We start from the raw sequence: 22,961 nt of genomic DNA, 5'->3' as shown, positions 1-22,961 counted from the left end.
AATGGAGGGCGAATCGGGTTACCGACCAAACAGCCCGACAAATTTGATATAACTTTGTAATCTGACCTATCATTGACACCTAATTAATTGTTAAGCATCCTGCTATGAATACTAAAAAGCCTCGTCTGTTCAATCATGCTCCCAAGAATAGTCAGTTAGTTGAGCAGGAAAAACAGCGCAACGACCTCGGTTTCGGCACCACGCTCACCAACGCCCAGTCGCGGCTGGTTAATCAGGATGGCAGTTTCAACCTGGTTCGGGTTAACGGTTCCCTTTGGGATCGGCTAAATATCTACAATCGGCTGATTACGATGCGCTGGAGTCCGTTTTTTGCCTGGCTCCTGAGCGCTTATATCATTACCAACACGTTGTTCGCGGGTATTTACATGCTGGCCGACGCCCGTTCGCTGACGGGTATTGATGATAAAGTTCTGAACGGTCCTTTCTGGAAGTGCTTCTTTTTCAGTGCCCAAACGCTCACCACGGTTGGCTACGGCCATATTTCGCCCGGTAGTTTTCTGACCAGTTGCATTGCCGCTTTTGAATCCATGATTGGCTTACTGGCCTTTGCACTGGCCACCGGACTATTGTACGGCCGATTTTCGCGACCGGTAGCACACATCCGTTTCTCAAAGAATGCGGTCTTCGCCCCCTATCTGGACGTTAATGCCTGGATGTTTCGCATCATTAACACCCGCGCCAATCAACTGATAAACATTGAGGTAACCACAACCCTCTCCCGGCTGGAACCCAAGCCAGACGGTACGCTCACCCGAAAATACTACGGCCTGAATCTGGAACGTAATAAAGTTGCTTTCTTCCCGGCAAACTGGACGCTGGTACATCCCATTACGGACAAAAGCCCGCTCTATGGCTGCACTCCCGAAGAACTCGAACAGTCTGATGCGGAGATATTAATTTCCCTACAGGCACTGGACGACACGTTTGTACAAATGGTACATACGCGTTTTTCGTATCGCTACAGCGAGATACGCTGGGGTCATAAGTTCAGACCCATGTTTGACCGTGAACAACAAACCGAGCTCGACCTGAATAAACTCGACGAAACTGAAGAGGCTGAACTGAATTAAGGAACAAACTAAAAAGGCGATCCTGAACGACAGAAGACCGCAGGACGCAAGAGAAAAGACGAAAGCGTATTTTTGCGATTTACGCTTCTTTCTACGTAGTCCGTGTACATAAACCTTATACCAAAAATTGCCTCGTGATTATGCCCCCCTTCCTACGCCCCGGCGATACCGTTGGCGTAGTAGCCCCCGCCAGTTGGTTCCCGTTCGAAGAACTTGCCGAAGGGCTTCGTATTCTGCGCGAAGACTGGCACCTGAATGTCATTGAAGGTGATAGCCTGCACGCTGTCGACGGCCCTTTTGCCGGTTCCGATGACCTGCGCCGGGCCGACATCCAGCGACTTTTCGACAATCCCGATGTGCGGGCGGTCCTGGCAGCACGGGGAGGTTATGGCTGTTACCGACTTGTTGACGGACTTGATTTGACCGGCATTCGGGCCAGTCCGAAGTGGCTGGTAGGCTTCAGTGATGTAACGGTGCTATTGAGCCTGCTGCAAAAAAACGATATTGTCAGTCTGCACGGCCTGATGCCCCGGCAGTTTGGCGATCCCGACCGGGCTGCTTCCCTGGAGTCTGTCCGGCAATGGTTATTCGGTGAATTACCCACGCATTATGCAGTGGCCGTTCATCCCTTCAACCGGCCGGGCCGGGCCGAAGGGCAATTAGTGGGCGGCAACCTGACCCTGCTGGTCAACTCAGTAGGAACCCCAACCGATCTGGATTTTGGCGGAAAAATTCTGTTCATCGAAGACATAGACGAAACGCTCTTTTCCCTCGACCGGATGATGACTCAACTCCGGCGTGCCGGGCATCTGCGGGATCTGGCCGGTTTGGTTGTCGGGCAATTTACCGACATGCGCACCAGCAGTTCGCTGCCGTTTAACAAAGATTCGTTTGAGATTATTGCCGATACGGTAGCTGATTATTCGTACCCTATCCTATTCGATTTCCCGGCGGGTCACGTCGAGGTCAATCTGGCACTGCCCATCGGAAAATCGGTTGAGTTGGTGGTACAGCCAGAAACCGCCCGTATCAACTTCTAGCTCTTCCTGTACCGTATGGATTTGAACGATTCCGTTATCTGGATTACCGGTGCCTCGTCTGGTATTGGAGAAGCACTGGCCCTCGAATTAGCCAAATCGAAGCGGGTCCGGCTGGTCTTGTCAGCCCGACGTGAAACGGAACTGCAACGGGTGGCTACCCAAACCGGCTTACCGGTTTCGCAGTTGTTGATTCTTCCCATGGACATGACGGAGACAGATGGTTTTTCGGCCCATGTGGATACTGTAAAGCAGCGATTCGGCCGCATTGATTATCTGTTCCATAACGCGGGTATCAGCCAGCGAAGCACCGTTGTCGATACCGACTTGTCGGTTTACCGACAGATTATGGCTGTCAATTTCTTTGGTGTTGTTGCCCTAACGAAAGCCGTTCTGCCTGTCATGCTGGCCCAGGGTAATGGCTATTTTGTGGTTACGAGCAGTGTGGCGGGTAAGTTAGCCACCAAACAGCGCTCGGGCTACTGCGCCAGCAAACACGCCCTGCACGGTTTTTTCGATGCCCTGAGGGCCGAAGTGTATAAGGAAGGCATCCAGGTAACGCTGGTTTGCCCAGGCTATGTCAAAACCGCCATTTCGGTCAATGCACTGACAGCCAGTGGTCAGACATATGGCAAAATGGATGACAATCAGGAAAAAGGAATGCCCGCCGATGTCTTCGCAAAGCGACTCGTGCGGGCAATAGAGAAAGAAAAAGAAGAAGTTTACATTGGGGGTTCCGAAATCTATGGCATTTACCTCAAACGATTCATGCCCGGCTTACTGTCGCGCATTGTCCGCAGACGAAAGGAGATTTGACAGAATATCCGATTTCAGACATATTGCCTGAAACCGGATAATGCAGTCTAGTTTCCGGTCGAAACCGTTAGTTGTTTAACGGCAATGCCCTTATTGGCAAATTCCATATAGTCGGTGGTCAGGTGGCAAAGTGATTTCATGCCCAGTACAAAACCGCCTTCATCAATCTGAAAATCGGGCGTATGGTGCGAACCGACATCTTCTGCTTTCTTCCCTTTGGGCATGCCACCTAGGAAGAAAAAGAAGCCCGGTACTTTCTGCTGAAAGAACGAGAAATCTTCAGCACCCGTCTGAGCGGGCGTGATAATGATATTGCTTTTACCTGCTACCGTCTGCAACGATGGCAGCATCTGCTCGGTTAGTTTTGGGTCATTGTACGTAACGGGATACATGATATCAATTTTAACATCAGCTTTGGCCCCCGCACTCTCGGCGATATTGGTGGCAATCTCATTGATACGCCGGTGAACCAGTTTCTGGGCTTCGGGACTGAACGTGCGGATGGTGCCAATCATGTTTGCTTCTTCGGGAATGATATTCTGGCGAATGCCGCTGTGCAGGGCACCCACCGTTACCACGGCCGCATTATCAGTCAGGATTACGTTCCGGCTAACGATGGTTTGCAGACCCATTACCACCTGAGCCGACGTAACAATCGGGTCAACGCTCGACCAGGGAGCAGCCCCGTGTGCCTGACGGCCTTTGATTTTTATGGAATACTGGTCAACGGCGGCCATCGTGGCACCAGACCGGTATTTGATGGTTCCTACTTCGGTTTGCGAATTGATGTGCAGACCAAAAATGGCGTCTACTTTCGGGTTGTCCAGTACCCCCTCTTTTACCATCAATTCGGCACCGCCTTCTTCCCCTTCGGGGGCACCTTCTTCGGCAGGCTGGAAGATAAACTTCACGGTGCCGCGCAGATCACTTTTTACGGAGCTCAATACTTCGGCTACACCCATCAGCATGGCCACGTGCGAATCATGGCCACAGGCGTGCATAACGCCCGTTTGTTGCCCATTATACTCGGTTCTTACGTCTGATTTGAAAGCCAAATCATTGCGCTCGGTCACGGGCAGGCCATCCATATCGGCCCGTAGTGCTACCACTGGCCCTTCTTTACCACCTTTGAGCAAACCAACGACGCCCGTTTTGCCCACGCCTGTTTTCACTTCCATCCCCAGCGACTGCAAGTGAGCGGCAATCTTGGCTGCGGTCTGAAACTCCCGGTTACCCAACTCCGGATGCTGGTGAATCTCTCTGCGCCAGGTTATCACCTTTTTTTCAAGGCTCTCGGCCGTTTTATCCATGCGGGCGTTCAGGGTATTTGCCTGTCCCAATGCAGCCTGAGAAAGTAGGCCGCTAAGAGCCAGTGACGAAGCGAGTAAAATCTGTTTTTTCATCAAAATATAATTTTCTATACTGATTAAACCAGTGCTAAAGTTACGAATAAGTCGGGCAGTTGATACGTATTTTCCGATGAGAACCGATAATACATCTATGAATATAGGCTAGTTGCCACTTTATATTCTCCGTTTTTAGCATCAAACCAAATGAAAGCCATTTTCTTCCTGCTGTAAAAGTCCGTTACCTTTGTACATTGGTGCGCTGTCTTTACAAGAAACGTTAGCTTACAAATCCCCTTTTCATGAAGTTCTCCGACCGTTTACTCTGGTTGCTTTTCCTGCTGATTTCCCCGCCTTTGTCAGCCAAAGATATACAGGTCGAATCGCCCAACGGCCGGATTGTTTTCGTGTTTAACCTGACTAAAACATCGCCCACCTACCGGGTTCTTTTCGACAAAAAGATACTGGTTGACCAGTCAGAACTAAACCTGACGTTTCAGGAAAGCGGACCGTTCGGCGCAAATCTGAAACAGGGAAAACCCATTTTCCGGGAGATTGACGAAACGTACGACTTAGTGGTGGGAAAAGTAAAAACGGCCCGTAACCATTGTCGGGAAGCTATTTTCCCATTGAGCGAAAAGTCGGGCAGCAAACGGCTGATTAATCTGGTCGTGCGGGTATTCGACGACGGTGTGGCCTTTCGATATGAATTCCCCAAACAAACCAACTGGTCAGACTACGTATTGACCGACGAGAAATCGACCTTTCAACTGGCGTGGAACCCAACGGCTCACGTTCTTTTCCGGCTCAACTTCCTGACCTCGCACGAGGGACTGTACACCACTATTCCGCTGGATAGTATCCGAAATGATACGCTCATGGACATGCCAGCTCTGTTTGAATATCCAGACAAAACCTGCATGGCCATCACCGAAGCAGCGCTGACCGATTACGCTGGTATGTATTTGATTAAAAAGAACGGCCTCCTGACCAGCCAGCTTTCGCCCCTGCCAAACCAATCAGGACCGGTTGATGGAATGACCAAAGTAAAAGCCGTTCTGCCCCATCAAACGCCCTGGCGGGTAATGCTCATCGGCGACCGGGTGGGCACGCTCATCGAATCCAATATCCTGACGAGTCTCAGTCCGCCCTGCAAAATCCCGGATGTATCTTGGATCAAGCCCGGCAAAACGACTTTCCCGTGGTGGAACGGCACCATCGTACCCGATACGGTTTTTGCCCCGGGAAATAATTTCGAGACCCAGAAGTACTATATCGACTTCTGCGCCGATAACCACATCGATTACCATTCGGTGGTAGAATACGGAGGGCACGAATGGTACGTGAGCGATGGCACTAACTATGTGCCCGGACCAAATGCCAACGCGGCCCAGGCCATTCCGGGCCTGGATATGCAGAAAGTGTGCGACTACGCTAAAAGTAGGGACGTGGGTATTCGGGTTTGGGTATACTGGTCGGCACTCTACCCCCGCATCGACTCGATACTTGCCCAGTATGAACGCTGGGGTATCAAAGGCATGATGGTCGATTTTATGGACCGCGACGACCAGGAAATGGTCAACATCCAGGAGCGGATGCTCCAGAAGGCGGCCGAACACAAGATTCACATTCAGTTTCACGGGGCGTATAAACCCACGGGTATGCATCGCACCTACCCCAACGAATTCACCCGGGAAGGCACCCTCAACTACGAGGTGAACAAGTGGGACTCGCTCGTCACCCCCGACCACGACATCAACTTTCCCTTCACCCGGATGCTGGCGGGTGCCACCGATTTACACCTCGGCGGCTTCCGGGCCGTACCAGCCAGTCAGTTTAAGGTACATTATATCCGTCCTATGATGTTTGGCACCCGATGCCATCAGTTAGCGATGTATGTAGTGCTGGAAAGTTACCTCGGCATGGTAGCCGACTACCCCGATGCCTACAAAGGCCAACCGGGTTTCGACTTGCTGACGCAGATACCCACCACCTGGGACGAAGTGCGGGTGCTGGCGGCTGAAGTCGGACAACACATCACCCTTGCCCGGCGCAAGGGCGACGACTGGTTTGTAGGGAGCATTACTAACTCAAAAGCCCGTGAAATTCCGGTAAAAATGGACTTTTTATCGGATGGCGTTTATACGGCCGAAGTCTACGCAGATGCCCCCGACGTAGCTCAGAACCCGAACCATCTAACCCAGCAGACGCGCACCGTCCGCAAAACGGATGCGGTTATGCTCAAACTGGCTGCTGGTGGCGGACAGGTTATCCGGCTGCGGAAGCAGAACTGAACAAACGTATCGGATAGACTCGGGAAGCGTTTTTGTCAGCTCATGCTGCAAGATAAAAAGCGTAAACAGGCTCAACGTCTAACGTGCGGTTGTTTCATAGTAATACCGTTGGATAAATAGAGCACTCAGTAAAAAAATTCACCCTGTAAAAAAATTTCGTTTGTGCTTACTTTCATGACCAATTTATCCATACACAATCCTATGATTAGTAGAGTTATGTAACTCATATCAGGGTACTTACAGTGCTTTTAAAGCGTACAACATATACTACTTTCAACCAATATCCCTATGACTACTACCCGTTTATTTCGAGGCCTTGTTTGCCTACTAGTTATTGTTGAGTTTTGGGGTTGCACGGATCACCGCTTACCAGTCGTTACGCCCGGCGCAAATCGGTTACGGGTAAAGACGATTACTCAGCAATTGACCAGCAGTGCCAGCGTGAGTATAGTCAATGCCTTTTCCTACGATGGACAGGGGCGACTAAGCTCGATAATTGCTTATCAGACCCCCGACAGTGTGTTAGCCCCCGTTGAGAACACGCTTTACCAATATGATGGGCAGAATCGCCTGACGCAGGTTCAACACGCTCAAATCCGCAGGGGATCGGCCTCAGAAAGCTACGGCCTTACTTACAATTCAGTCGGTCAGTTGTCGGGGTTATCAAATTCGCCGTCCAGCTTCTTTGTATCCCCTCGCTACAATTCAGACAATAAAGTGTCAACCTATGGCAAAAGCATCAGTATTAGTGGTCTACGGTCCAGTGGAGGAGGCTCATTTACTTTTACGGCAAACAACCTAACGTCTGCAAATGAAGCTTTTTCAGTAAGTGCTTCAGTAGGGCCTCCATCGGCTCCTCCCGTTTATAGCCGTTCGATAAACGCCAGCTACACATTCGACAATAAAGTGAATCCTTTTTATGGCGTATTTATCATTCCTGCTCCGGGTGTTTTTTTGCCATTTGCCAGTTCATCACCCGCGTTTGGCCCATTTTATACACTGTACGGTGGTATTGATAACCCCTATAATTTAAGTGAGAACAACGTCTTGTCGGTCGCGGGTTCCAATGGAGTCAGTCCTTTAGCTATCACGTATAGCTACACCTACAACTCGGCCAACCTACCAACCAGCCGCACGACAATGACGAATTCAGTGGTGACCGAAACCTTAATCTTCACGTATGAAGCGTATTGATCAGTTGACCATAGATATTAAGATCACGTAAATACAGGCTTAGATTTAAGATGCTGAAGGGGCAATAGGGGCAGTGTATGGCCGGCACCAACTGGCGCCGTAGTCGGGGCAGTGGGCGCGGTTGCCGGTTCATTTGCCTTCTTCCAGTTACGCCGTTGGCTTACGCACGAAAAAGACATCCCCGACCTTTGGGTTGCCCTGGCCGAAGATGCATTAACCATTGGCGCAGGCTGGCTGATTGTACATCAAGATTGATTGAACAATCAAGGTTTCAGCAATTTTTAGCAGATTCTCCGCCACAGAAAAGGCACGTCCCGGACGTGCCTTTTCTATTGAAGTCACCCTAAAGTCTTTGTCCCTTGCTATCTTTGCTAACCCAAAACGACCATCAACAACACCTTCCTGATTTATTTTTGATCGAGTGAAAACCGCGCTTGACAAGCCATTCACTCCATCGCTCATTTATTCATTTACTCATTAAAAATGCAGGTTTTAAAATTTGGCGGCACGTCGGTTGGCTCCGTAGAGAGCATCAGGCAGGTTATCGAAATCATTGATACCCACCGCCGGAATGGCGATCAGATAGCGGTTGTTTTCTCGGCAATGGGTGATATTACCAACCAGCTTATTGAAATCGGCCGCATGGCTATTTCCGGCGAACCCGATTATATGGAACTGGTCCGACGTATTGAAGACCGGCATTTTAACATCGTGAAAGCCCTTATTCCGGTAAAGGAACAAGGCAAAGTGGTGGCGCACGTTCGGGGGATTGTGAATGAACTGGAAGACCTGCTCCGGGGCGTATCCCTCATTCGCGAACTCACTCCCCGCACCCATGATCTGATTACCAGTTTTGGCGAACGCTTATCGACGACTGTCATTACCGAATGCGTACGAAGCCGGGGTATTCCGGCGCAGTTCTGCGATGCCCGTCAACTCATCAAAACCGATACCCAGTTTGGTCACGCCGAAGTAAACTACACCCTCACCAACGAACTGATTCGGGATTATTTCGCCAAAAATTCAGACCGTCCCGGCACGGCCATTCAGATGGTTACGGGCTTTATCGGCTCAACCGAAAAGAACGAAACAACCACCCTCGGCCGGGGCGGTTCGGACTATACGGCAAGCATCCTTGGCGCTGCCCTCAACGCCGACATTATTGATATCTGGACGGATGTTGACGGAATGATGACCGCCGACCCGCGCAAAGTCCCCAACGCGTTCAATATCCCGACCATCACCTACGCCGAAGCAATGGAACTCAGCCATTTCGGGGCCAAAGTGATTTACCCACCCAGCCTGCAACCGGCTTTTGCCCAAAACATTCCGGTTCGGGTGCTGAACACGTTCAACCCAACGCACGAGGGCACGGTGGTGAGCCGCACCGCCGAACGGCGGCAGTATACCATTACGGGTATTTCGAGTATTGACGACATTGCCCTTGTCAACTTGCAGGGGTCAGGCATGATTGGGGTGGCGGGTGTATCGGCAAAACTATTTGGTGTACTGGCCGCGCACAAAATCAGCGTTATTCTCATCTCTCAGGCTTCATCGGAACACTCCATCTGTTTCGCTATCGACCCCCGTGGGGCAGACGATGTGAAAGCCATTTTAGACGCAGAATTCGCCACTGAGATTGAACAGGGCCATATTGACAGCGTCGCTATCGAGCGGGATTTATCGGTCATTGCTACCGTTGGCGAAGGCATGAAGAAAAGCTCGGGTATTGCCGGAAAACTTTTCTCGGTACTGGGCAAAAACGGGGTCAATATTGTTGCCGTTGCACAGGGTTCTTCGGAGATAAATATCTCGGTCGTTATCAACCGAAATAACCTGTCCAAGGCACTCAACGCGTTGCACAACATCTTTTTCCAGTCCGAAGCGCGGGTGCTGAACCTGTATCTGGTTGGCACCGGACTGATTGGAAAAACGCTGTTGAAACAAATCTTCGACCAATCAGAATTTCTACGGTCGGAGAAGCTACTGAAAGTGTGCGTAGTGGGCATGACAAACACTAAAAAGATGGTGCTCGACCCGCAGGGTATCTCGCTGAACAACTGGCACGACCGGTTGCTGACCGAGGGTGTCACGACATCCCTCCCGGCCTTTGTGGAGAAGATAAAAGATTACAACCTGCCCAACTCAGTATTCATCGACTGTACGTCGGACAAGGATATTGTTCAGTTCTACGAGTCATTACTGGACGCCAACATTTCTGTAGTTACGCCCAATAAAGTAGCAAATTCCGGCCCCTACAGTGAGTATCGCCGGTTGCAGCGCACCGCCCTGAACCGGGGTGTTAAGTTCCTTTACGAAACCAACGTGGGTGCCGGTCTTCCAATCATTAACACCGTGCAGGGCCTAATCACGTCCGGCGACCGTTTCCTGAAAATTGAAGCCATTTTATCGGGTACGCTTTCCTTCATTTTCAACACCTTCAAACCCGGTATATCCTTCGCCGATGTGGTGCGGGAAGCAAAGGAGAAGGGCTATACCGAACCAGACCCGCGCGACGACCTGAGTGGGCAGGATGTGGCCCGTAAGATTCTAATTCTGGCCCGGGAAGCCGGTTTCCCACTGGAACCAGACGATGTAACGGTCACGAATATGCTACCAGCATCCTGCCTGTTGGCCCCAACAATTCCCGACTTTTTCAATGAACTGGAACGTAATAACGATTATTTTGAAAACCTGCTCAGCGAGGCAGAAGCCAACAGCGAAAAACTGCGTTTTGTAGCCAGTTTCGAGCATGGCAAAGCCACTATCGGTCTGCGGTCGGTGGGGCCGGAGCATCCATTTTATCAGCTGACCGGTGCCGACAACATCGTTTCTTTCACAACGGAGCGGTACAAAGACAGGCCTCTTGTGGTAAAAGGGCCGGGAGCAGGCGCGGAAGTGACAGCCTCCGGTGTATTTGCCGATGTGGTCAGTATTGGTAGTTATTTAGCGTAAACGTTCTATATTAGTGCTCTGAAATCAGACTAATATGAGCCGACGACAACTGGTAGAGCAGGTTTTACAGACCGTTGAGCAACTTCCCGAAGAGAAAATCAGTGAGGTGGTCGATTTCGCTTCCTTCATACTAAAGAAGCATGAGGAACGTGTTTTGCAAGGGGGTATTCAGCAATTGGTTGAAAACTCAAGTGCGTTTGCGTTTCTCAAGGATGAGGAGGATTTATATACGCTGGACGATTTGAAGGAAAGGTACAGGTGAAGCAGGGCGATCTGATTGTAGTGCCGTTTCCATTTACGGATTTATCGGGCAGTAAAATAAGGCCCGCCTTGGTTCTTTTGGCAACTCCATTTGACGTTACGCTTGCTTTTATTACAACGCAGCTTCAGTGGCAGGAACCAACCGATCTGGTAATTACACCTACCCGTTTAAACGGTTTGAAAAAACTATCGCTGGTTCGACTTAGTAAATTAGCTACCATTGATGCGAATCTGGCTCAGGGGCTGTTAGGCACTTTAGATGCGGCTCAATTACAAAGTGTTCATCAGAATTTGCGTCTGTTGCTACAACTCTGAATAGGTTTGCCGATGTGGTGAGTATTGGTATTTATTTAGCATAAAAAGCCACCATCATCGCTCGTCCTGATTAGCCAGAACCCAGGCCGTTTGAAACACTAATGTGGCCCGTTTAGCCAGGGCTTCGTAGTTTATTCGGTCTGCCGTATCGGTAATCTTGTGGTAGTCGATATGACTGCCGTTAGTAAAGAACAGGGCCGGAACCCCCTTTTTAGCAAAGTTGTAGTGATCAGACCGGTAAAAGAACTGCTCCGGATCGCTTACGGTATCGTATCCCCCTTCATTGATGGCTAACTTCACCGATTGCGCATTAGCCTGTTCGGCTATCTGCCGAAGTTTTTGCCCTTCCTTGTTTGTCAGCAGGTAGCAATAGTCCGGCTTTTTCCGGTGGGCATCATCCACCCTACCCACCATGTCTACATTCAGGTCGCCGACAAGCTGGGGAAGTGGAATCGGGGAATTGTAAACGAAGTACGATGACCCGAGTAGTCCCCCTTCTTCGCCCGAAAAAAGCACGAACAACATACTCCGTCGGGTTTTAACACCCGCCTGCCGTAACGAATCGAATACCGCCGATACACTCAGAATAGTGGCCGTACCCGACGCATTATCATCAGCGCCGTAAAAAACACGTTTGCCCTCGGCCCCCAGATGATCGTAGTGCGCCGAAATGACAACTACCTCCTGTTTCAGATCCGTGCCAATAAGTCAGACCTCCGATGTTCTGACCAAACAGGCTTCGGCTACTATCTTTTGCTGTCTGAGGCAAGGGCACCAGTTCATTCCGTTTGTAGGTAGACATTCCAGAACCGTACGAGCGGTAACCCCCAAACGGAGCCACTTCTATAGAGGTAAAGGCAAACGTTTGCCGGAATGACCCGGCAACCGAATCGAGCCGGAAAGGAGCCAGTAAATGACTTTGCCTGAACACCTGGGTACAATAAGTGGCGGCCTGTAGCTGCCCATCGGTGCCTGTTTTGCGGCCCTGAAAACGATCCGAAGCCAATGCAAAGACGTGCTGCTTCAGGTTATCGGCAGACACGGTAATTTGGGTAACGCTTTCCTGTGCATACACAGGTCCGATACTAATCACAGCCGCAAAAAACAGCAGCCGCATTAGTCCTGAAAAATCATTCATCATTGAAAAGCATCATTCTACAATTTGAAACGTCGCTTTGGCCCGCTCCCGCGAGAGGGCGTTGAAGTGCCACCACTCGTATTCGATTCGAGTAAAACCGCCCTGAAGCATGGCGGTTCGTAAAATCAGGCGATTATCGAGCTGGGCTTTGGTTAACTTCCCCGCTTTTAACAGTGCTGCCTCCCGCGAGGGGTAGGCCAGTTCACCAAAGAAGTCATACTTTGTGCCCATGTCCAGCGGTTCCGCTCCATCTTTCGTAGCCACGGTTAAATCGACCGCACAGCCGTAGTTATGGATGGAACCCAGACGGGGGTCGGCCACGTATTTTCGGCGTTCCCGTTCGGGCACGTCAGGAAGCGCATTCCAAAGGTTCCACTGAGCCTGCCGGGGCCGGGCAGCATCATACACCAGCAGTCGCAGGTCGGGATGGTGCTCCTGTAGGTACTGACTCGCCCTGGCAAGTTTCCGGGCGGCCATCGGCTGCATGTAGGCGCGGGTAAGTTCACCGTACACATCTTTGCCCACAAAGTTATCAGTCGTTGAGTATTTGAGTTCGACCAGAATACTGGGGTCTATTTTTTGCACATCCACCAGCCCCTGTTTCTGCATAGCCGATTCAAAGGATTGTGAAAGAGCGAAAGAGTGAAAGAGCGAAAGAGCGGCCGTTGAAAGAGCAACGATAGCAGTGGTTAAGCTTATCTTTATCAAGAATGTTAAGTCAAAATTGGTTCGAGCAAAATGTTCCTGTAAACTTACGGTATTCTGCTAAAACCCATATAAATGATTAGGTGGAGAGCCATTCACTCTTTCACTCTTTTGCTCATTCACTCATTCATTAGTACCGATGGCACTAAACTACATCTGGGTTGCTTTTTTTATCATCGCGTTTCTGGTGGCTCTGGCCAAACTGATTTTTCTGGGCGACACTGAAATTTTCAAACTTATCGTCGAGGGGCTGTTCGATTCGTCCAAAGTAGCTGTCATGGATATCGCCCTGCCACTGGCGGGGGTAATGGCCTTTTTCCTGGGACTGCTCAACATTGGCGAAAAAGCGGGGGCCATTAACTTTCTGGCCCGTATCATTGGCCCGTTCTTTCATAAGCTCTTCCCCGAAGTTCCGCAAAACCATCCTGCCAATGGCCAGATGATTATGAATTTCTCGGCTAATATGCTGGGGCTGGACAATGCCGCCACGCCCTTTGGGTTGAAAGCTATGCAGAGTTTACAGGAACTGAATCCTGAAAAGGAAACGGCCTCCAATGCTCAGATCATGTTTCTGGTGTTGCATACGTCTGGCCTGACCATCATTCCACTTAGCATTATGGCACAACGGGCTATTTTGGGCGCGAAAGATCCATCCGATATTTTTATCCCCTGCCTTATTGCCACCTACGTAGCCACCGTGGTGAGTATGATTGCCGTAGCTGTCAAACAGCGCATTAACCTCATCAACGGTACGGTACTGGGATGGCTGGGTGGTATTACGAGCCTGATAGGCCTGGCTTTGTGGTATCTATCTACCAAGAGTAAAGAAGAAATCGAGGTTATTTCCAAAGTAACGGGCAACCTTGTTCTCATGCTTATCGTAGTGTCGTTTCTGCTGGGAGCGATGCGCAAGAAAGTAGACATCTTCGACGCGTTTATTGAAGGAGCAAAGGGTGGTTTTGAGACATCCGTCCGCATTATTCCCTATCTGGTTGGGATGCTGGTTGCCATCGGCGCCTTTCGCAATTCGGGGGCTATGGACTATGTCATCGACGGGTTGAAATACCTGTTTAGTTTTACAGGGCTGAACACCGAGTTTACCGACGCGTTGCCCGTGGCACTGATGCGGCCGCTGAGCGGGTCGGGGTCGCGGGCGTTGATGATTGATGCGATGAAACAGTTTGGCCCCGATTCGTTCGTCGGGCGGTTAGCGTGCATGTTTCAGGGGGCTGCCGATACGACTTTTTATATTGTAGCCTTATACTTCGGTTCGGTCGGTATCCGTAACTCTCGCTATGCTATTCCTTTCGGATTGTTTGCCGATTTGATGGGCGTAATTGCCGGCATTGCGCTCGGCTACTTCTTCTTTCATTGACAAATAAAAGAAAAGTACAATTTCAGATTCCAGGAACCGCGCAAAAAGTGGCAACCTTACGGTTATCACTTTTTTTGTGCTATGTCGCTATTAGTCAGCTAGATAAACCTGTTACCTTAAATAATTTTTAAACTATTTCCACAAAAATTATAAAATAATTAATATTAAAAAAATGTTAATTATTTAGCCTTTATAGATTAAAGTGTATTAATGCAGACCGTATATTTGTGGCTTGTTTTTGATTATTTCATTATTAATCTAATCACTTCTCACAAATGCGTAAAATTTTATTTGGAGGTTGGTTGCTTTCATTGCTCTTCTGTTTGCCGGCGCTGGCGCAGGATGTAGCCGTAAGTGGCCGTGTTACTTCATCCGATGATGGTTCCGGTTTGCCGGGTGTAAACGTACAGGTAAAGGGTACAACCCGTGGGGCCACGACCGATGCGCAGGGCAACTATCAGATAACTGTCCCGACGAATGCCCGCCTTGTGTACAGCTTTGTGGGCTACATTCCGCAGGAGGTTGCGGTGGGAAATAAGTCAACGATTAATATCAATCTGGCACCCGACGCTACCAATCTGGATGAAGTGGTCGTTACCACCTTTGGTAGTGCCAAACGGTCGGCCTTTACAGGTTCGGCCGGGACGATTGATGCCAGCAAGATTGCTGACCGACCCGTCAACAACCTGGTTCAGGCTATTGCAGGGGCAACGTCGGGGGTGCAGACAACGGCAGGCAGTGGTCAGCCAGGATCGGCACCGGATATCCGGATTCGGGGATTTGGCTCGATTTCGTCGGGAAACAGCCCGCTCTATGTAGTGGATGGTATTCCATACACAGCGGATATTGCTACGCTTAGCCCGAACGACATTGAAACGATTACAGTCCTGAAAGATGCCGCTTCAACGGCTCTGTACGGTGCCCGGGCTGCCAACGGCGTGGTGATTGTGACGACAAAAAAAGGGCAAAAGAACCGCAACGTCATCAACGTTCGGTACACCAAAGGCTTCAGTTCGCGTGGTTTGCCCGAGTATGACCGCGTTGGACCAGCCGAATACTACCCACTCATGTGGGAAACCTACCGCAACAGCGTTGCCTACCGGGCTACCAACCCATTATCGCTAGCTGCCGCTAATACCGATGCCAGCAACCGTCTGGTCAGTCTGACTGGGTATAATGTATATAATGTACCTGACGCTCAGTTGGTGGGTACGGATGGTAAGCTGAACCCCAGCGCCCAGCTTCTGTATTCGCCCGACGATCTGAACTGGGAAAAACCCCTGGTTCGGCAAGGCAACCGCGACGAGATGAACGCTACCTTCTCGGGTGGTCAGGATAAGTCAGATTACCTGTTATCGCTCTCCTACCTGGGCGATAAAGGGTATCTGATCCGGTCCGATTACGAGCGTTATGCGGGCCGTCTGAATGTCAATTCTCAACTAAAATCCTGGTTTAAGACGGGGGCTAACCTATCGGCAACGGTGATCAAGTCGAATCAGGCCGATGTACCGGCTGATGGGGGCACTACGTTTGTTAACCCGTTCTTCTTCTCGCGGAATATGGGGCCGATTTATCCGGTCTACGCCTTCGACCCTGCCAATCCAGGCCAGTTCCTGACGCTGCCCAACGGCAACCGCCGGTACGATTATGGTAACCTGAACGCTCTGGGCCTACCCAACCGGCCTCAGTTTGGTGGACGTCATGCCATTGCCGAAACGGAGTTGAACCAGAACTATTTTCGCCGGAATGTACTGAGTGGCCGGGTGTACGGTGAGATTACGTTCCTGAAAGATTTCAAATTCACGACCAACTTCGGTACCGACATCACCAACACCGATTACACCACCTACGGCAACCCAGAGATTGGCGACGGTGCCCCCGCAGGTCGTTCGACGCATTACTTTCAGAACATTTCGGGCTACAACCTCAATCAGTTGCTGAACTATAACAAAACGTACGGCAAACACACATTCGATGCGCTGATAGGTCATGAGAATTTCCATACGACCGACAATATCCTGACCGGTTCACGCTCGCAGCAGATTCTGGACGGCAACGTCGAATTGGTTAACTTCACCACAACGACTAACCTGTCATCCGAGTACAACATTCGGCGGATTGAGGGGTACTTCTCCCGCTTCAATTACGATTACGACCAGAAGTATTTTGCGTCTTTCTCCGTACGCCGGGATGGAACCAGTAAGTTTTACAAGGACTCCCGCTGGGGAACGTTCTATTCCGTGAGTGGTGCCTGGCGGCTGGATCAAGAAGCTTTCCTGAAAAACATTCCGACCATCAATACATTCAAGCTGAGAGCTTCGTATGGCCAGACGGGTAACGACGGCGGTGGTACTACCGCCGATAATGCCAGTATCAGCTATTACGCCTGGCAGCCACTGTACAATCTGGGCTTTAACAACGCGTCGGAAGCGGGGATTCTGCAATCGAGCCTGGGCAACCGGGATCTAGCCTGGGAATCGAGCAATTCCTTTGATGCGGCTTTAGAATTCGGTTTGTTCAAGAACCGCCTTACCGGTACGGTCGAATACTTCGACCGCCGGTCATCGAACCTGATATTCGCGGTACCACTCCCTTTGTCATCAGGAATTCAAACCGTTACGCGTAACATTGGTACGATGTACAACCGGGGCGTTGAAGTAGAATTGGGCCTTGATGTCGTTCGAACCAAAGATTTCACCTGGCACCTCGATGTGAATGCGACGCATATAAAAAACAAGATCACGAAGATGCCGGCTGAGAATCCCGAAATCATCGATGGTACCAAGAAACTCAAAGAGGGCTCATCGCTTTACGATTACTGGCTTCGTGACTATCAGGGAGTTAACCCCGCTACGGGCGAAGTACAGTACCGGGCAGCCAGTTTCGTAGCTGCCAACTCACGGGTGACCGAAACGGGCGACACGCTTACCACGAGTGCCAACAACGCCCGTTATCACTACAACGGCACGTCTATTCCGACCGTTTCGGGTGGATTTACCAACTCCTTCAGTTTCAAAGGACTTACCCTTTCGGCCCTGTTCGTGTATCAGTTGGGTGGTAAAGTGTACGACGGAGCCTATGCTGCCCTGATGAGTTCGGGCGGGTACGGTAGTGCCAAACACGTGGATATGCTGCAACGCTGGCAGAACCCCGGCGACGTAACTAACGTGCCCCGCATGGATGCCGCCCGTACCTCTGATTTCGATGCGGCATCGGATCGCTGGCTCATTGATGCCAGTTACCTGAACATGCGCAACGTTACGTTATCGTACGCTTTACCGAAGACAGTCTCCACCCGGTTGTTCCTGAACAACGCACAAGTATATGTGAGTGCGGAGAACTTCCTGATTCTTTCCCGTCGGAAGGGCATGAACGTTCAGCAGAATTTTGCCGGTACCACCGGCAACGTGTTCAGCGTAGCCAAGAGTGTAGTACTGGGGGTTTCTTTATCACTTTAAGCATCAAACTACCAATGAAAACAAGATTTATAACTGCCTGTTTAGCCATAGGATTCTTCGTGGCTTCGTGCAAACCGGAATATTTAGAAACCGCTCCTACGGGTAGCGTGGATGCGGGCGCGGCTTATGCCACCACCAAAAATGCATCGGCTGCCATCAATGGCATTTACCGGGCCATGGTCGTACGCTACCTGAGTTCGCAGGGGCACTTTGGCCATCCGGCTATGATGATTATCATGGACGTAATGGGAGAAGACCTGGTGTTTGGCAATTCGGCAAACAACTGGCACTTTGCCGAGCAACGCTGGACCAGTCACCGGTCGGAGAATGGCACTATGTCGGAGTTTCCATTCCAGCTCTATTACCGGCTTATTGGCAACGCCAACATCGCTGTTACCAGTATTGACAATGCCACGGGCACCAAGGCGGAGCGCGACCAGATAAAAGGGGAAGCGCTGGGCTTACGCGCTTTTTCGTACTTCAATCTGGTGCAGCTTTATGGCAAGCGATATGATGCGGCTGCCAAACCCAACAGTCAACTGGGCGTACCGCTGGTGCTGACCCCCACCACCGAAGGATTACCCCGCGCCACGGTCGAAGATATTTATACGCAGATCAATAAAGACCTGACCGATGCCGCTGCGTTACTGACTACCACACGCACGTATAAATCCCATATCAACCTCGATGTGGTAAAGGGTTTACAGGCCCGCGTGGCACTGGTACAGCAAAACTGGGCTGCTGCCGCCACCTTTGCTGCCGATGCCCGCAAAAACTATAGCCTGATGTCGGATACACAGTATCTGGACGGGTTTGCCGATGTAACGAACCCGGAATGGATATGGGGCTTCGATCACCTCGAAGACCAGTCGGAGTTTTTCGGCGCGTATCATTCCTATATCTCGGACAACTTCAATTCGTCTAACATTCGCCAGACACCCAAGGCCCTCAACAGTCTGCTCTATAACCAGATTCCGGCTACCGATGTACGGTCAAAATTATGGGTTAAAACGCCCACGGCAACTAATGCAATTACCCCTCCGGGGGGTGTTCGGGTTCCATATATGAACCAGAAATTCCGCCTGCCGGGTACACCCTCTACCAGTACGATGGGTGATATCCCCTACATGCGTGCCGCCGAGATGTACCTCATCGAAGCTGAAGCACAGGCCCGGCTGGGTAAAAACACCGAAGCAGCTAAGTTGCTTTTTGACCTGACAACCAAGCGGGATGCAGCCTACAAACTCTCGACCAGCACCAGTACCAAACTGATTGACGAAATCCTGCTCAGCCGTCGGGTCGAGCTTTGGGGTGAAGGCCATCGCTTCCTGGATCTAAAGCGCATGAATCTGCCGCTGAACCGGAACGGAGCCAATCACAACCCGGCCGTAGCGGTATTGTTCGACGTAGCTCCCGGTGATAACCAGTGGGAGTTCCTGATTCCGCGCCGGGAGATAAACGCCAACCCGGCCATTGTTCAGAATCCGTTGTAGTATTTCTTTTTGTGCAGGGCCAACGCGCCTTACTCATAATGGGTAAGGCGCGTTGCTCTTTTATGGGTATCGCTTCCGTTTATACTGTTCTCCTCCAGCCCTTCCAATTTCGCTTAACTGCCTTTAAAAATTCACACTTTCTACCTGAAAAAAGTCTCAGTAAACAGGCATACAATATTGATGTCCCTACATGTAAATACAACTAAACGGGAGGTATCCTCGTAAAAATTCTTGGGAAAAGTGCGAACTATGTATTGAACCACAACGTATATTTGTTGTCCATTTTGGATTTATTTACTTTCAATTTAATATCAACCAACTAATGCGGAAAATTTTATTGGGCAGTTGGTTACTTTCGCTACTTTTCTGTTTGCCGGTGCTGGCGCAGGATGTAACCGTTAGTGGCCGCGTCACTTCATCAGACGACGGCTCCGCCTTACCAGGTGTGAGCGTACAGGTAAAAGGAACAACACGGGGCACCATAACGGATGCCAATGGAAATTACCAGATTGGTATACCTGCCAATTCACGGCTGATTTTCAGTTTTATCGGGTTTGCGGGGCAGGAAGCTGCAGTTGGTACCAGGACAACGGTCAACGTAACCTTAGTACCAGGCCAACAGAGCTTGGACGAAATAGTCGTGACTGCTCAGGGTATCGAACGCGATAAGCGGTCATTAGGTTACGCTACGCAGGAGCTTGGTGGAGATAAGTTATCCCAGCGATCTACGCCCGACGTGCTTACTGCCCTACAGGGTAAAACTGCGGGTCTGAGCATTACGGGTTCCAGCGGTGCGCCGGGTGCCTCTACCAACATCAACATCCGGGGTATTACGTCGTTCAACGGCAGTAACCAGCCGCTGATCGTGGTAGATGGTATCATCTTCAGCAACGATGTCAACAACACCCAGAACACCTTGTTTGGCACACAGCCGTCCAACCGCCTGGCCGACATCAACCCCGAAACGATTGAGTCGATCAACATCCTGAAAGGCCCTGCAGCTGCCGTGCTCTACGGATCACGGGCTTCGGCGGGTGCTATCGTCATTACAACCAAGTCGGGACGTAACAACAACAACAAAACGGAGGTAACGGTCAACTCGTCGTATAACGTACAGAATGTGTACGGTATTCCTACCTTCCAGAATACCTACGGACAGGGGGCCAACAACATTTTCAACCCAACCTCGAACAACTCCTGGGGTCCTGCTTTTTCGGACGTAACATCGGTTACGAACTTTCAGGGCAACGTAGTACCGTATCAGGCATATCCCAATAACGTGCGTGATTTCTACCGGCAGGGTAGTCTCATCCAAAACTCGGTCAACATTGCTTCGGGCGATGCTACCCGTAACTACGTTATTGCCCTGGGGAATACGCTCCAGAATGGTATCATCCAGAACTCGAAGTTCAACCGGACAAACGTTCAGATCGGTGGAGAGTCCAAGTTGAAAAATGGGTTGAAAGTAAGCGGAACCGGTACGTATGTACAAACCGTGTCGAGGGGTATTCCGGGCGGTAACGGAGCCAGTACGTTTGGTCAGATTACCCGTGTACCCCGTAGCTATGACCTTACTAATGAGCCGTATCAGGACCTTAATGGCAAGAGTATCTATTTTACGCCATCGTCAATCAACCCGCAGTGGGGCGTTAACAACGAGTTTCTCGACAGTCAGATCGACCGTTTCTTCGGCAATTTCCAGTTGAGCTATGATGTTGCTCCCTGGCTGAACGTAGCGTATCGCGTAACGGGGGATACCTACGCCGACCGGCGCAAATTGACGCTGCCAATCGGTTCAGGTCGTTCCCCATTGGGTCAGGTTCAGCAGGATAACTTCTTCCGCAATGAGTTGAACGGCGACCTGCTGATAACGGCCCGGAAAGACGATATTTTCCTGAAAGGGCTGAATGCAAACCTTTTGCTGGGCAATAACATCAACCAGCGAAAAAATCAGGAAGCCTATGTAGACGCTGCTTCGCTGACAATTCCCGGTTTTTACAATGTGAGCAACGGTACGGTATTTACGGGTAGCGGTGAGAACACTACCCTTCGCCGGTTAGTGGGTTATTACGGCCAGCTGTCGCTGAACTACAATAACTACCTGTTCCTCGAGCTATCTGGCCGGGCTGATCAGTCCTCTACCCTGCCTGCTGCCAACAGTACCTATTTCTACCCGTCGGCTTCGGTTAGCTTTGTGCCAACGGATGCCTTCAAGGTCAATTCGGATGTACTATCTTATATTAAAGTTAGGGCCAGTGCCGCCCGTGTTGGCCGCGATGCAGACCCGTACCTGCTGAACTCAGTGTATGTAACGTCAGGCTACGGTAACAACCTGGCGAGTATCAATTTCCCATTGTCTATTGGAGGTTCCAGTATTCCAGGCTTTGGGATCAGCACCCGGATTGGCAACAACAACCTCACACCTGAGTTTGTTACGTCGTACGAAGGAGGAATCAACGTAGGCTTATTCAAAAACCGCCTGAGTATAGACGCTACCTACTTCGATTCACGCAGTACGAACCAGATTTTCAACGTGGCTATTTCCAACTCGTCGGGTTATAATACCCGTACGACCAACGTTGGTGAGTTGCGGAACCAGGGGGTTGAAGTGGTATTGAACGCAACACCAGTTCGGGTAGGTGGTTTCAAATGGGACATGACCCTGAACTACACACTTATTCGTAACAACGTAGTGTCTATTGCACCGGGTGTGAAGTCAGCTACTATTTCGGGTAACTCGTTCATCGGTATTGCACCATCTATTAGTGAAGGGTCACCCTATGGTGTGGTTATCAGTACGGCCAACCCCCGGGTGCAGAATTCTAATCCAAACGGACAATATTACGATGCAACGGGGCAGTTTGCCGGTCAGTACGTAGTAAATGGCGTAACCGGCGCGTTTGCACCGGGTGTTCCCAACTCGGTTATATCGAATCCGCAGGCTAATTACACGGCTGGTTTAAACAACACCTTCTCGTACAAAGGCCTTTCTTTGAACGTTCTGGTCGATACGCGCCAGGGTGGTCAGCTTTTCTCCTTTGGTGCCGTAGATGCCAGATCGAATGGCTCCATGTACGTAACGGGTATCGACCGTGATCAGCCCCGCATTCTGCCCGGTGTGATCCAGAATTCGGATGGTACATTCCGGCCTAACAACATCCAGTTACCTGCCCAGACTTACTGGGGTGCCTTGGGTGGTTTAGCGTCCGAAGCGGCTGTATTCGATGCTACGGTTTATCGTCTGCGCGAAGTAGCGCTGAACTACTCGCTGCCTAAGAGCCTACTGGGTAAAACCCCATTTGGTGCTATCTCGGTAGGGGTGAGCGGTCGTAACCTCCTGTTCTACGCTCCTTACTTCCCGTCTGATCCGGAAATCAATACGCAGGGAGCCGGTAACATTCAGGGGCTCGACCTGAACGGACCACCTAATACACGGAACTTCGGCGGTAACGTACGGCTTACGTTCTAATCACTCAATTCATT

17 protein-coding genes are annotated in these 22,961 nt (G+C 50.5%); 12 read left to right on the top strand and 5 right to left on the bottom strand.

Annotated features, from left to right (window positions below; genetic code table 11):
• Positions 1 to 104 precede the first annotated feature (104 nt).
• The 3 genes from B157_RS0122550 (at position 105) to B157_RS0122540 (ending at position 2,944) form a co-directional block, all read left to right on the top strand.
• Positions 105 to 1,091, top strand: a complete 987-nt coding sequence (locus B157_RS0122550; protein WP_020605579.1) for an ion channel — start codon at positions 105 to 107, stop codon at positions 1,089 to 1,091.
• Positions 1,092 to 1,231: 140 nt separating this feature from the next.
• Complete coding sequence (locus B157_RS0122545) at positions 1,232 to 2,131, top strand: LD-carboxypeptidase (protein WP_020605578.1); 900 nt, start codon at positions 1,232 to 1,234, stop codon at positions 2,129 to 2,131.
• Between the two features lie 15 nt (positions 2,132 to 2,146).
• Positions 2,147 to 2,944, top strand: a complete 798-nt coding sequence (locus B157_RS0122540) for an SDR family oxidoreductase (RefSeq protein WP_020605577.1) — start codon at positions 2,147 to 2,149, stop codon at positions 2,942 to 2,944.
• 47 nt (positions 2,945 to 2,991) lie between these two features.
• Here the strand turns inward: B157_RS0122540 and B157_RS0122535 are convergent, their stop codons facing one another.
• Positions 2,992 to 4,347 (bottom strand): amidohydrolase, encoded by a 1,356-nt coding sequence (locus tag B157_RS0122535; protein ID WP_020605576.1) that lies wholly within the window; start codon positions 4,345 to 4,347, stop codon positions 2,992 to 2,994.
• A 245-nt stretch (positions 4,348 to 4,592) separates the two neighbouring features.
• Between B157_RS0122535 and B157_RS0122530 the strand changes: the two genes are divergently transcribed.
• Positions 4,593 to 6,584 carry a glycoside hydrolase family 97 protein gene (locus tag B157_RS0122530; protein ID WP_020605575.1) on the top strand — a complete coding sequence of 664 codons (1,992 nt, stop codon included), beginning with the start codon at positions 4,593 to 4,595 and terminating at the stop codon, positions 6,582 to 6,584.
• 288 nt (positions 6,585 to 6,872) lie between these two features.
• A complete protein-coding gene (locus B157_RS0122525) occupies positions 6,873 to 7,778 on the top strand; it encodes a hypothetical protein (RefSeq protein WP_063881402.1) in 906 nt (301 codons plus the stop codon).
• A gap of 213 nt (positions 7,779 to 7,991) precedes the next feature.
• Here B157_RS0122525 and B157_RS38455 read toward each other — a convergent pair whose 3' ends face one another.
• Positions 7,992 to 8,240, bottom strand: a complete 249-nt coding sequence (locus B157_RS38455; protein ID WP_157618547.1) for a hypothetical protein — start codon at positions 8,238 to 8,240, stop codon at positions 7,992 to 7,994.
• A 21-nt stretch (positions 8,241 to 8,261) separates the two neighbouring features.
• Here B157_RS38455 and thrA point away from each other — a divergent pair, with 21 nt between their 5' ends.
• Genes thrA through B157_RS0122505 form a run of 3 tightly spaced genes read left to right on the top strand, consistent with a single transcriptional unit; the run spans position 8,262 to position 11,309 of the window.
• Positions 8,262 to 10,733, top strand: coding sequence for a bifunctional aspartate kinase/homoserine dehydrogenase I (thrA, locus tag B157_RS0122515; RefSeq protein WP_020605572.1), 2,472 nt, complete (start codon positions 8,262 to 8,264; stop codon positions 10,731 to 10,733).
• Positions 10,734 to 10,767: 34 nt separating this feature from the next.
• The gene (locus B157_RS0122510) at positions 10,768 to 10,995 is read left to right on the top strand and encodes a DUF2281 domain-containing protein (protein ID WP_020605571.1); all 228 of its coding nucleotides are present in this window, start codon (positions 10,768 to 10,770) and stop codon (positions 10,993 to 10,995) included.
• Positions 10,992 to 11,309, top strand: coding sequence for a type II toxin-antitoxin system PemK/MazF family toxin (locus B157_RS0122505; RefSeq protein WP_020605570.1), 318 nt, complete (start codon positions 10,992 to 10,994; stop codon positions 11,307 to 11,309). The genes B157_RS0122510 and B157_RS0122505 overlap by 4 nt, the downstream gene beginning before the upstream one ends.
• 54 nt (positions 11,310 to 11,363) lie before the next feature.
• Here B157_RS0122505 and B157_RS35885 read toward each other — a convergent pair whose 3' ends face one another.
• From B157_RS35885 to B157_RS0122490, 3 genes are read right to left on the bottom strand one after another with little or no spacing between them, the layout of a single operon-like run.
• Complete coding sequence (locus tag B157_RS35885; protein WP_063881401.1) at positions 11,364 to 11,960, bottom strand: M28 family peptidase; 597 nt, start codon at positions 11,958 to 11,960, stop codon at positions 11,364 to 11,366.
• Entirely contained in the window at positions 11,923 to 12,450 is a 528-nt protein-coding gene (locus B157_RS0122495) for a zinc-binding metallopeptidase family protein (RefSeq protein WP_157618546.1), read from the bottom strand. Before B157_RS0122495 ends, B157_RS35885 begins: the two co-directional genes overlap by 38 nt.
• A 9-nt stretch (positions 12,451 to 12,459) precedes the next feature.
• Positions 12,460 to 13,155: a M15 family metallopeptidase gene (locus B157_RS0122490; RefSeq protein WP_425423214.1), complete on the bottom strand. Its 696-nt coding sequence runs from the start codon at positions 13,153 to 13,155 to the stop codon at positions 12,460 to 12,462.
• Positions 13,156 to 13,291: 136 nt separating this feature from the next.
• Here B157_RS0122490 and B157_RS0122485 point away from each other — a divergent pair, with 136 nt between their 5' ends.
• The 4 genes from B157_RS0122485 to B157_RS0122470 all read left to right on the top strand — a co-directional run bounded on the left by B157_RS0122485 (position 13,292) and on the right by B157_RS0122470 (position 22,947).
• Complete coding sequence (locus B157_RS0122485) at positions 13,292 to 14,527, top strand: nucleoside recognition domain-containing protein (protein ID WP_020605566.1); 1,236 nt, start codon at positions 13,292 to 13,294, stop codon at positions 14,525 to 14,527.
• Between the two features lie 275 nt (positions 14,528 to 14,802).
• Positions 14,803 to 17,985, top strand: coding sequence for a SusC/RagA family TonB-linked outer membrane protein (locus B157_RS0122480; protein ID WP_020605565.1), 3,183 nt, complete (start codon positions 14,803 to 14,805; stop codon positions 17,983 to 17,985).
• Between the two features lie 14 nt (positions 17,986 to 17,999).
• Positions 18,000 to 19,478, top strand: coding sequence for a RagB/SusD family nutrient uptake outer membrane protein (locus tag B157_RS0122475; RefSeq protein WP_020605564.1), 1,479 nt, complete (start codon positions 18,000 to 18,002; stop codon positions 19,476 to 19,478).
• Positions 19,479 to 19,800: 322 nt separating this feature from the next.
• Positions 19,801 to 22,947, top strand: coding sequence for a SusC/RagA family TonB-linked outer membrane protein (locus tag B157_RS0122470; protein ID WP_020605563.1), 3,147 nt, complete (start codon positions 19,801 to 19,803; stop codon positions 22,945 to 22,947).
• The last annotated feature ends 14 nt before the right edge of the window (positions 22,948 to 22,961 follow it).

This window comes from Spirosoma spitsbergense DSM 19989, assembly GCF_000374085.1.
In the GTDB taxonomy this organism is placed as follows: domain Bacteria; phylum Bacteroidota; class Bacteroidia; order Cytophagales; family Spirosomataceae; genus Spirosoma; species Spirosoma spitsbergense.
The sequence above is the reverse complement of the archived record's forward strand: the minus strand, read 5'-3'. Positions and strand labels throughout refer to the sequence as shown.

What these genes read in the sequence shown, in the direction of transcription:
- B157_RS0122550 (WP_020605579.1), top strand. Translation starts at nt 105, where the DNA reads ATGAATACTAAAAAGCCTCGTCTGTTCAATCATGCTCCCAAGAATAGT.
- B157_RS0122545 (WP_020605578.1), top strand. Translation starts at nt 1,232, where the DNA reads ATGCCCCCCTTCCTACGCCCCGGCGATACCGTTGGCGTAGTAGCCCCC.
- B157_RS0122540 (WP_020605577.1), top strand. Translation starts at nt 2,147, where the DNA reads ATGGATTTGAACGATTCCGTTATCTGGATTACCGGTGCCTCGTCTGGT.
- B157_RS0122535 (WP_020605576.1), bottom strand. Translation starts at nt 4,347, where the DNA reads ATGAAAAAACAGATTTTACTCGCTTCGTCACTGGCTCTTAGCGGCCTA.
- B157_RS0122530 (WP_020605575.1), top strand. Translation starts at nt 4,593, where the DNA reads ATGAAGTTCTCCGACCGTTTACTCTGGTTGCTTTTCCTGCTGATTTCC.
- B157_RS0122525 (WP_063881402.1), top strand. Translation starts at nt 6,873, where the DNA reads ATGACTACTACCCGTTTATTTCGAGGCCTTGTTTGCCTACTAGTTATT.
- B157_RS38455 (WP_157618547.1), bottom strand. Translation starts at nt 8,240, where the DNA reads ATGAGCGATGGAGTGAATGGCTTGTCAAGCGCGGTTTTCACTCGATCA.
- thrA (WP_020605572.1), top strand. Translation starts at nt 8,262, where the DNA reads ATGCAGGTTTTAAAATTTGGCGGCACGTCGGTTGGCTCCGTAGAGAGC.
- B157_RS0122510 (WP_020605571.1), top strand. Translation starts at nt 10,768, where the DNA reads ATGAGCCGACGACAACTGGTAGAGCAGGTTTTACAGACCGTTGAGCAA.
- B157_RS0122495 (WP_157618546.1), bottom strand. Translation starts at nt 12,450, where the DNA reads ATGATGAATGATTTTTCAGGACTAATGCGGCTGCTGTTTTTTGCGGCT.
- B157_RS0122485 (WP_020605566.1), top strand. Translation starts at nt 13,292, where the DNA reads ATGGCACTAAACTACATCTGGGTTGCTTTTTTTATCATCGCGTTTCTG.
- B157_RS0122480 (WP_020605565.1), top strand. Translation starts at nt 14,803, where the DNA reads ATGCGTAAAATTTTATTTGGAGGTTGGTTGCTTTCATTGCTCTTCTGT.
- B157_RS0122475 (WP_020605564.1), top strand. Translation starts at nt 18,000, where the DNA reads ATGAAAACAAGATTTATAACTGCCTGTTTAGCCATAGGATTCTTCGTG.
- B157_RS0122470 (WP_020605563.1), top strand. Translation starts at nt 19,801, where the DNA reads ATGCGGAAAATTTTATTGGGCAGTTGGTTACTTTCGCTACTTTTCTGT.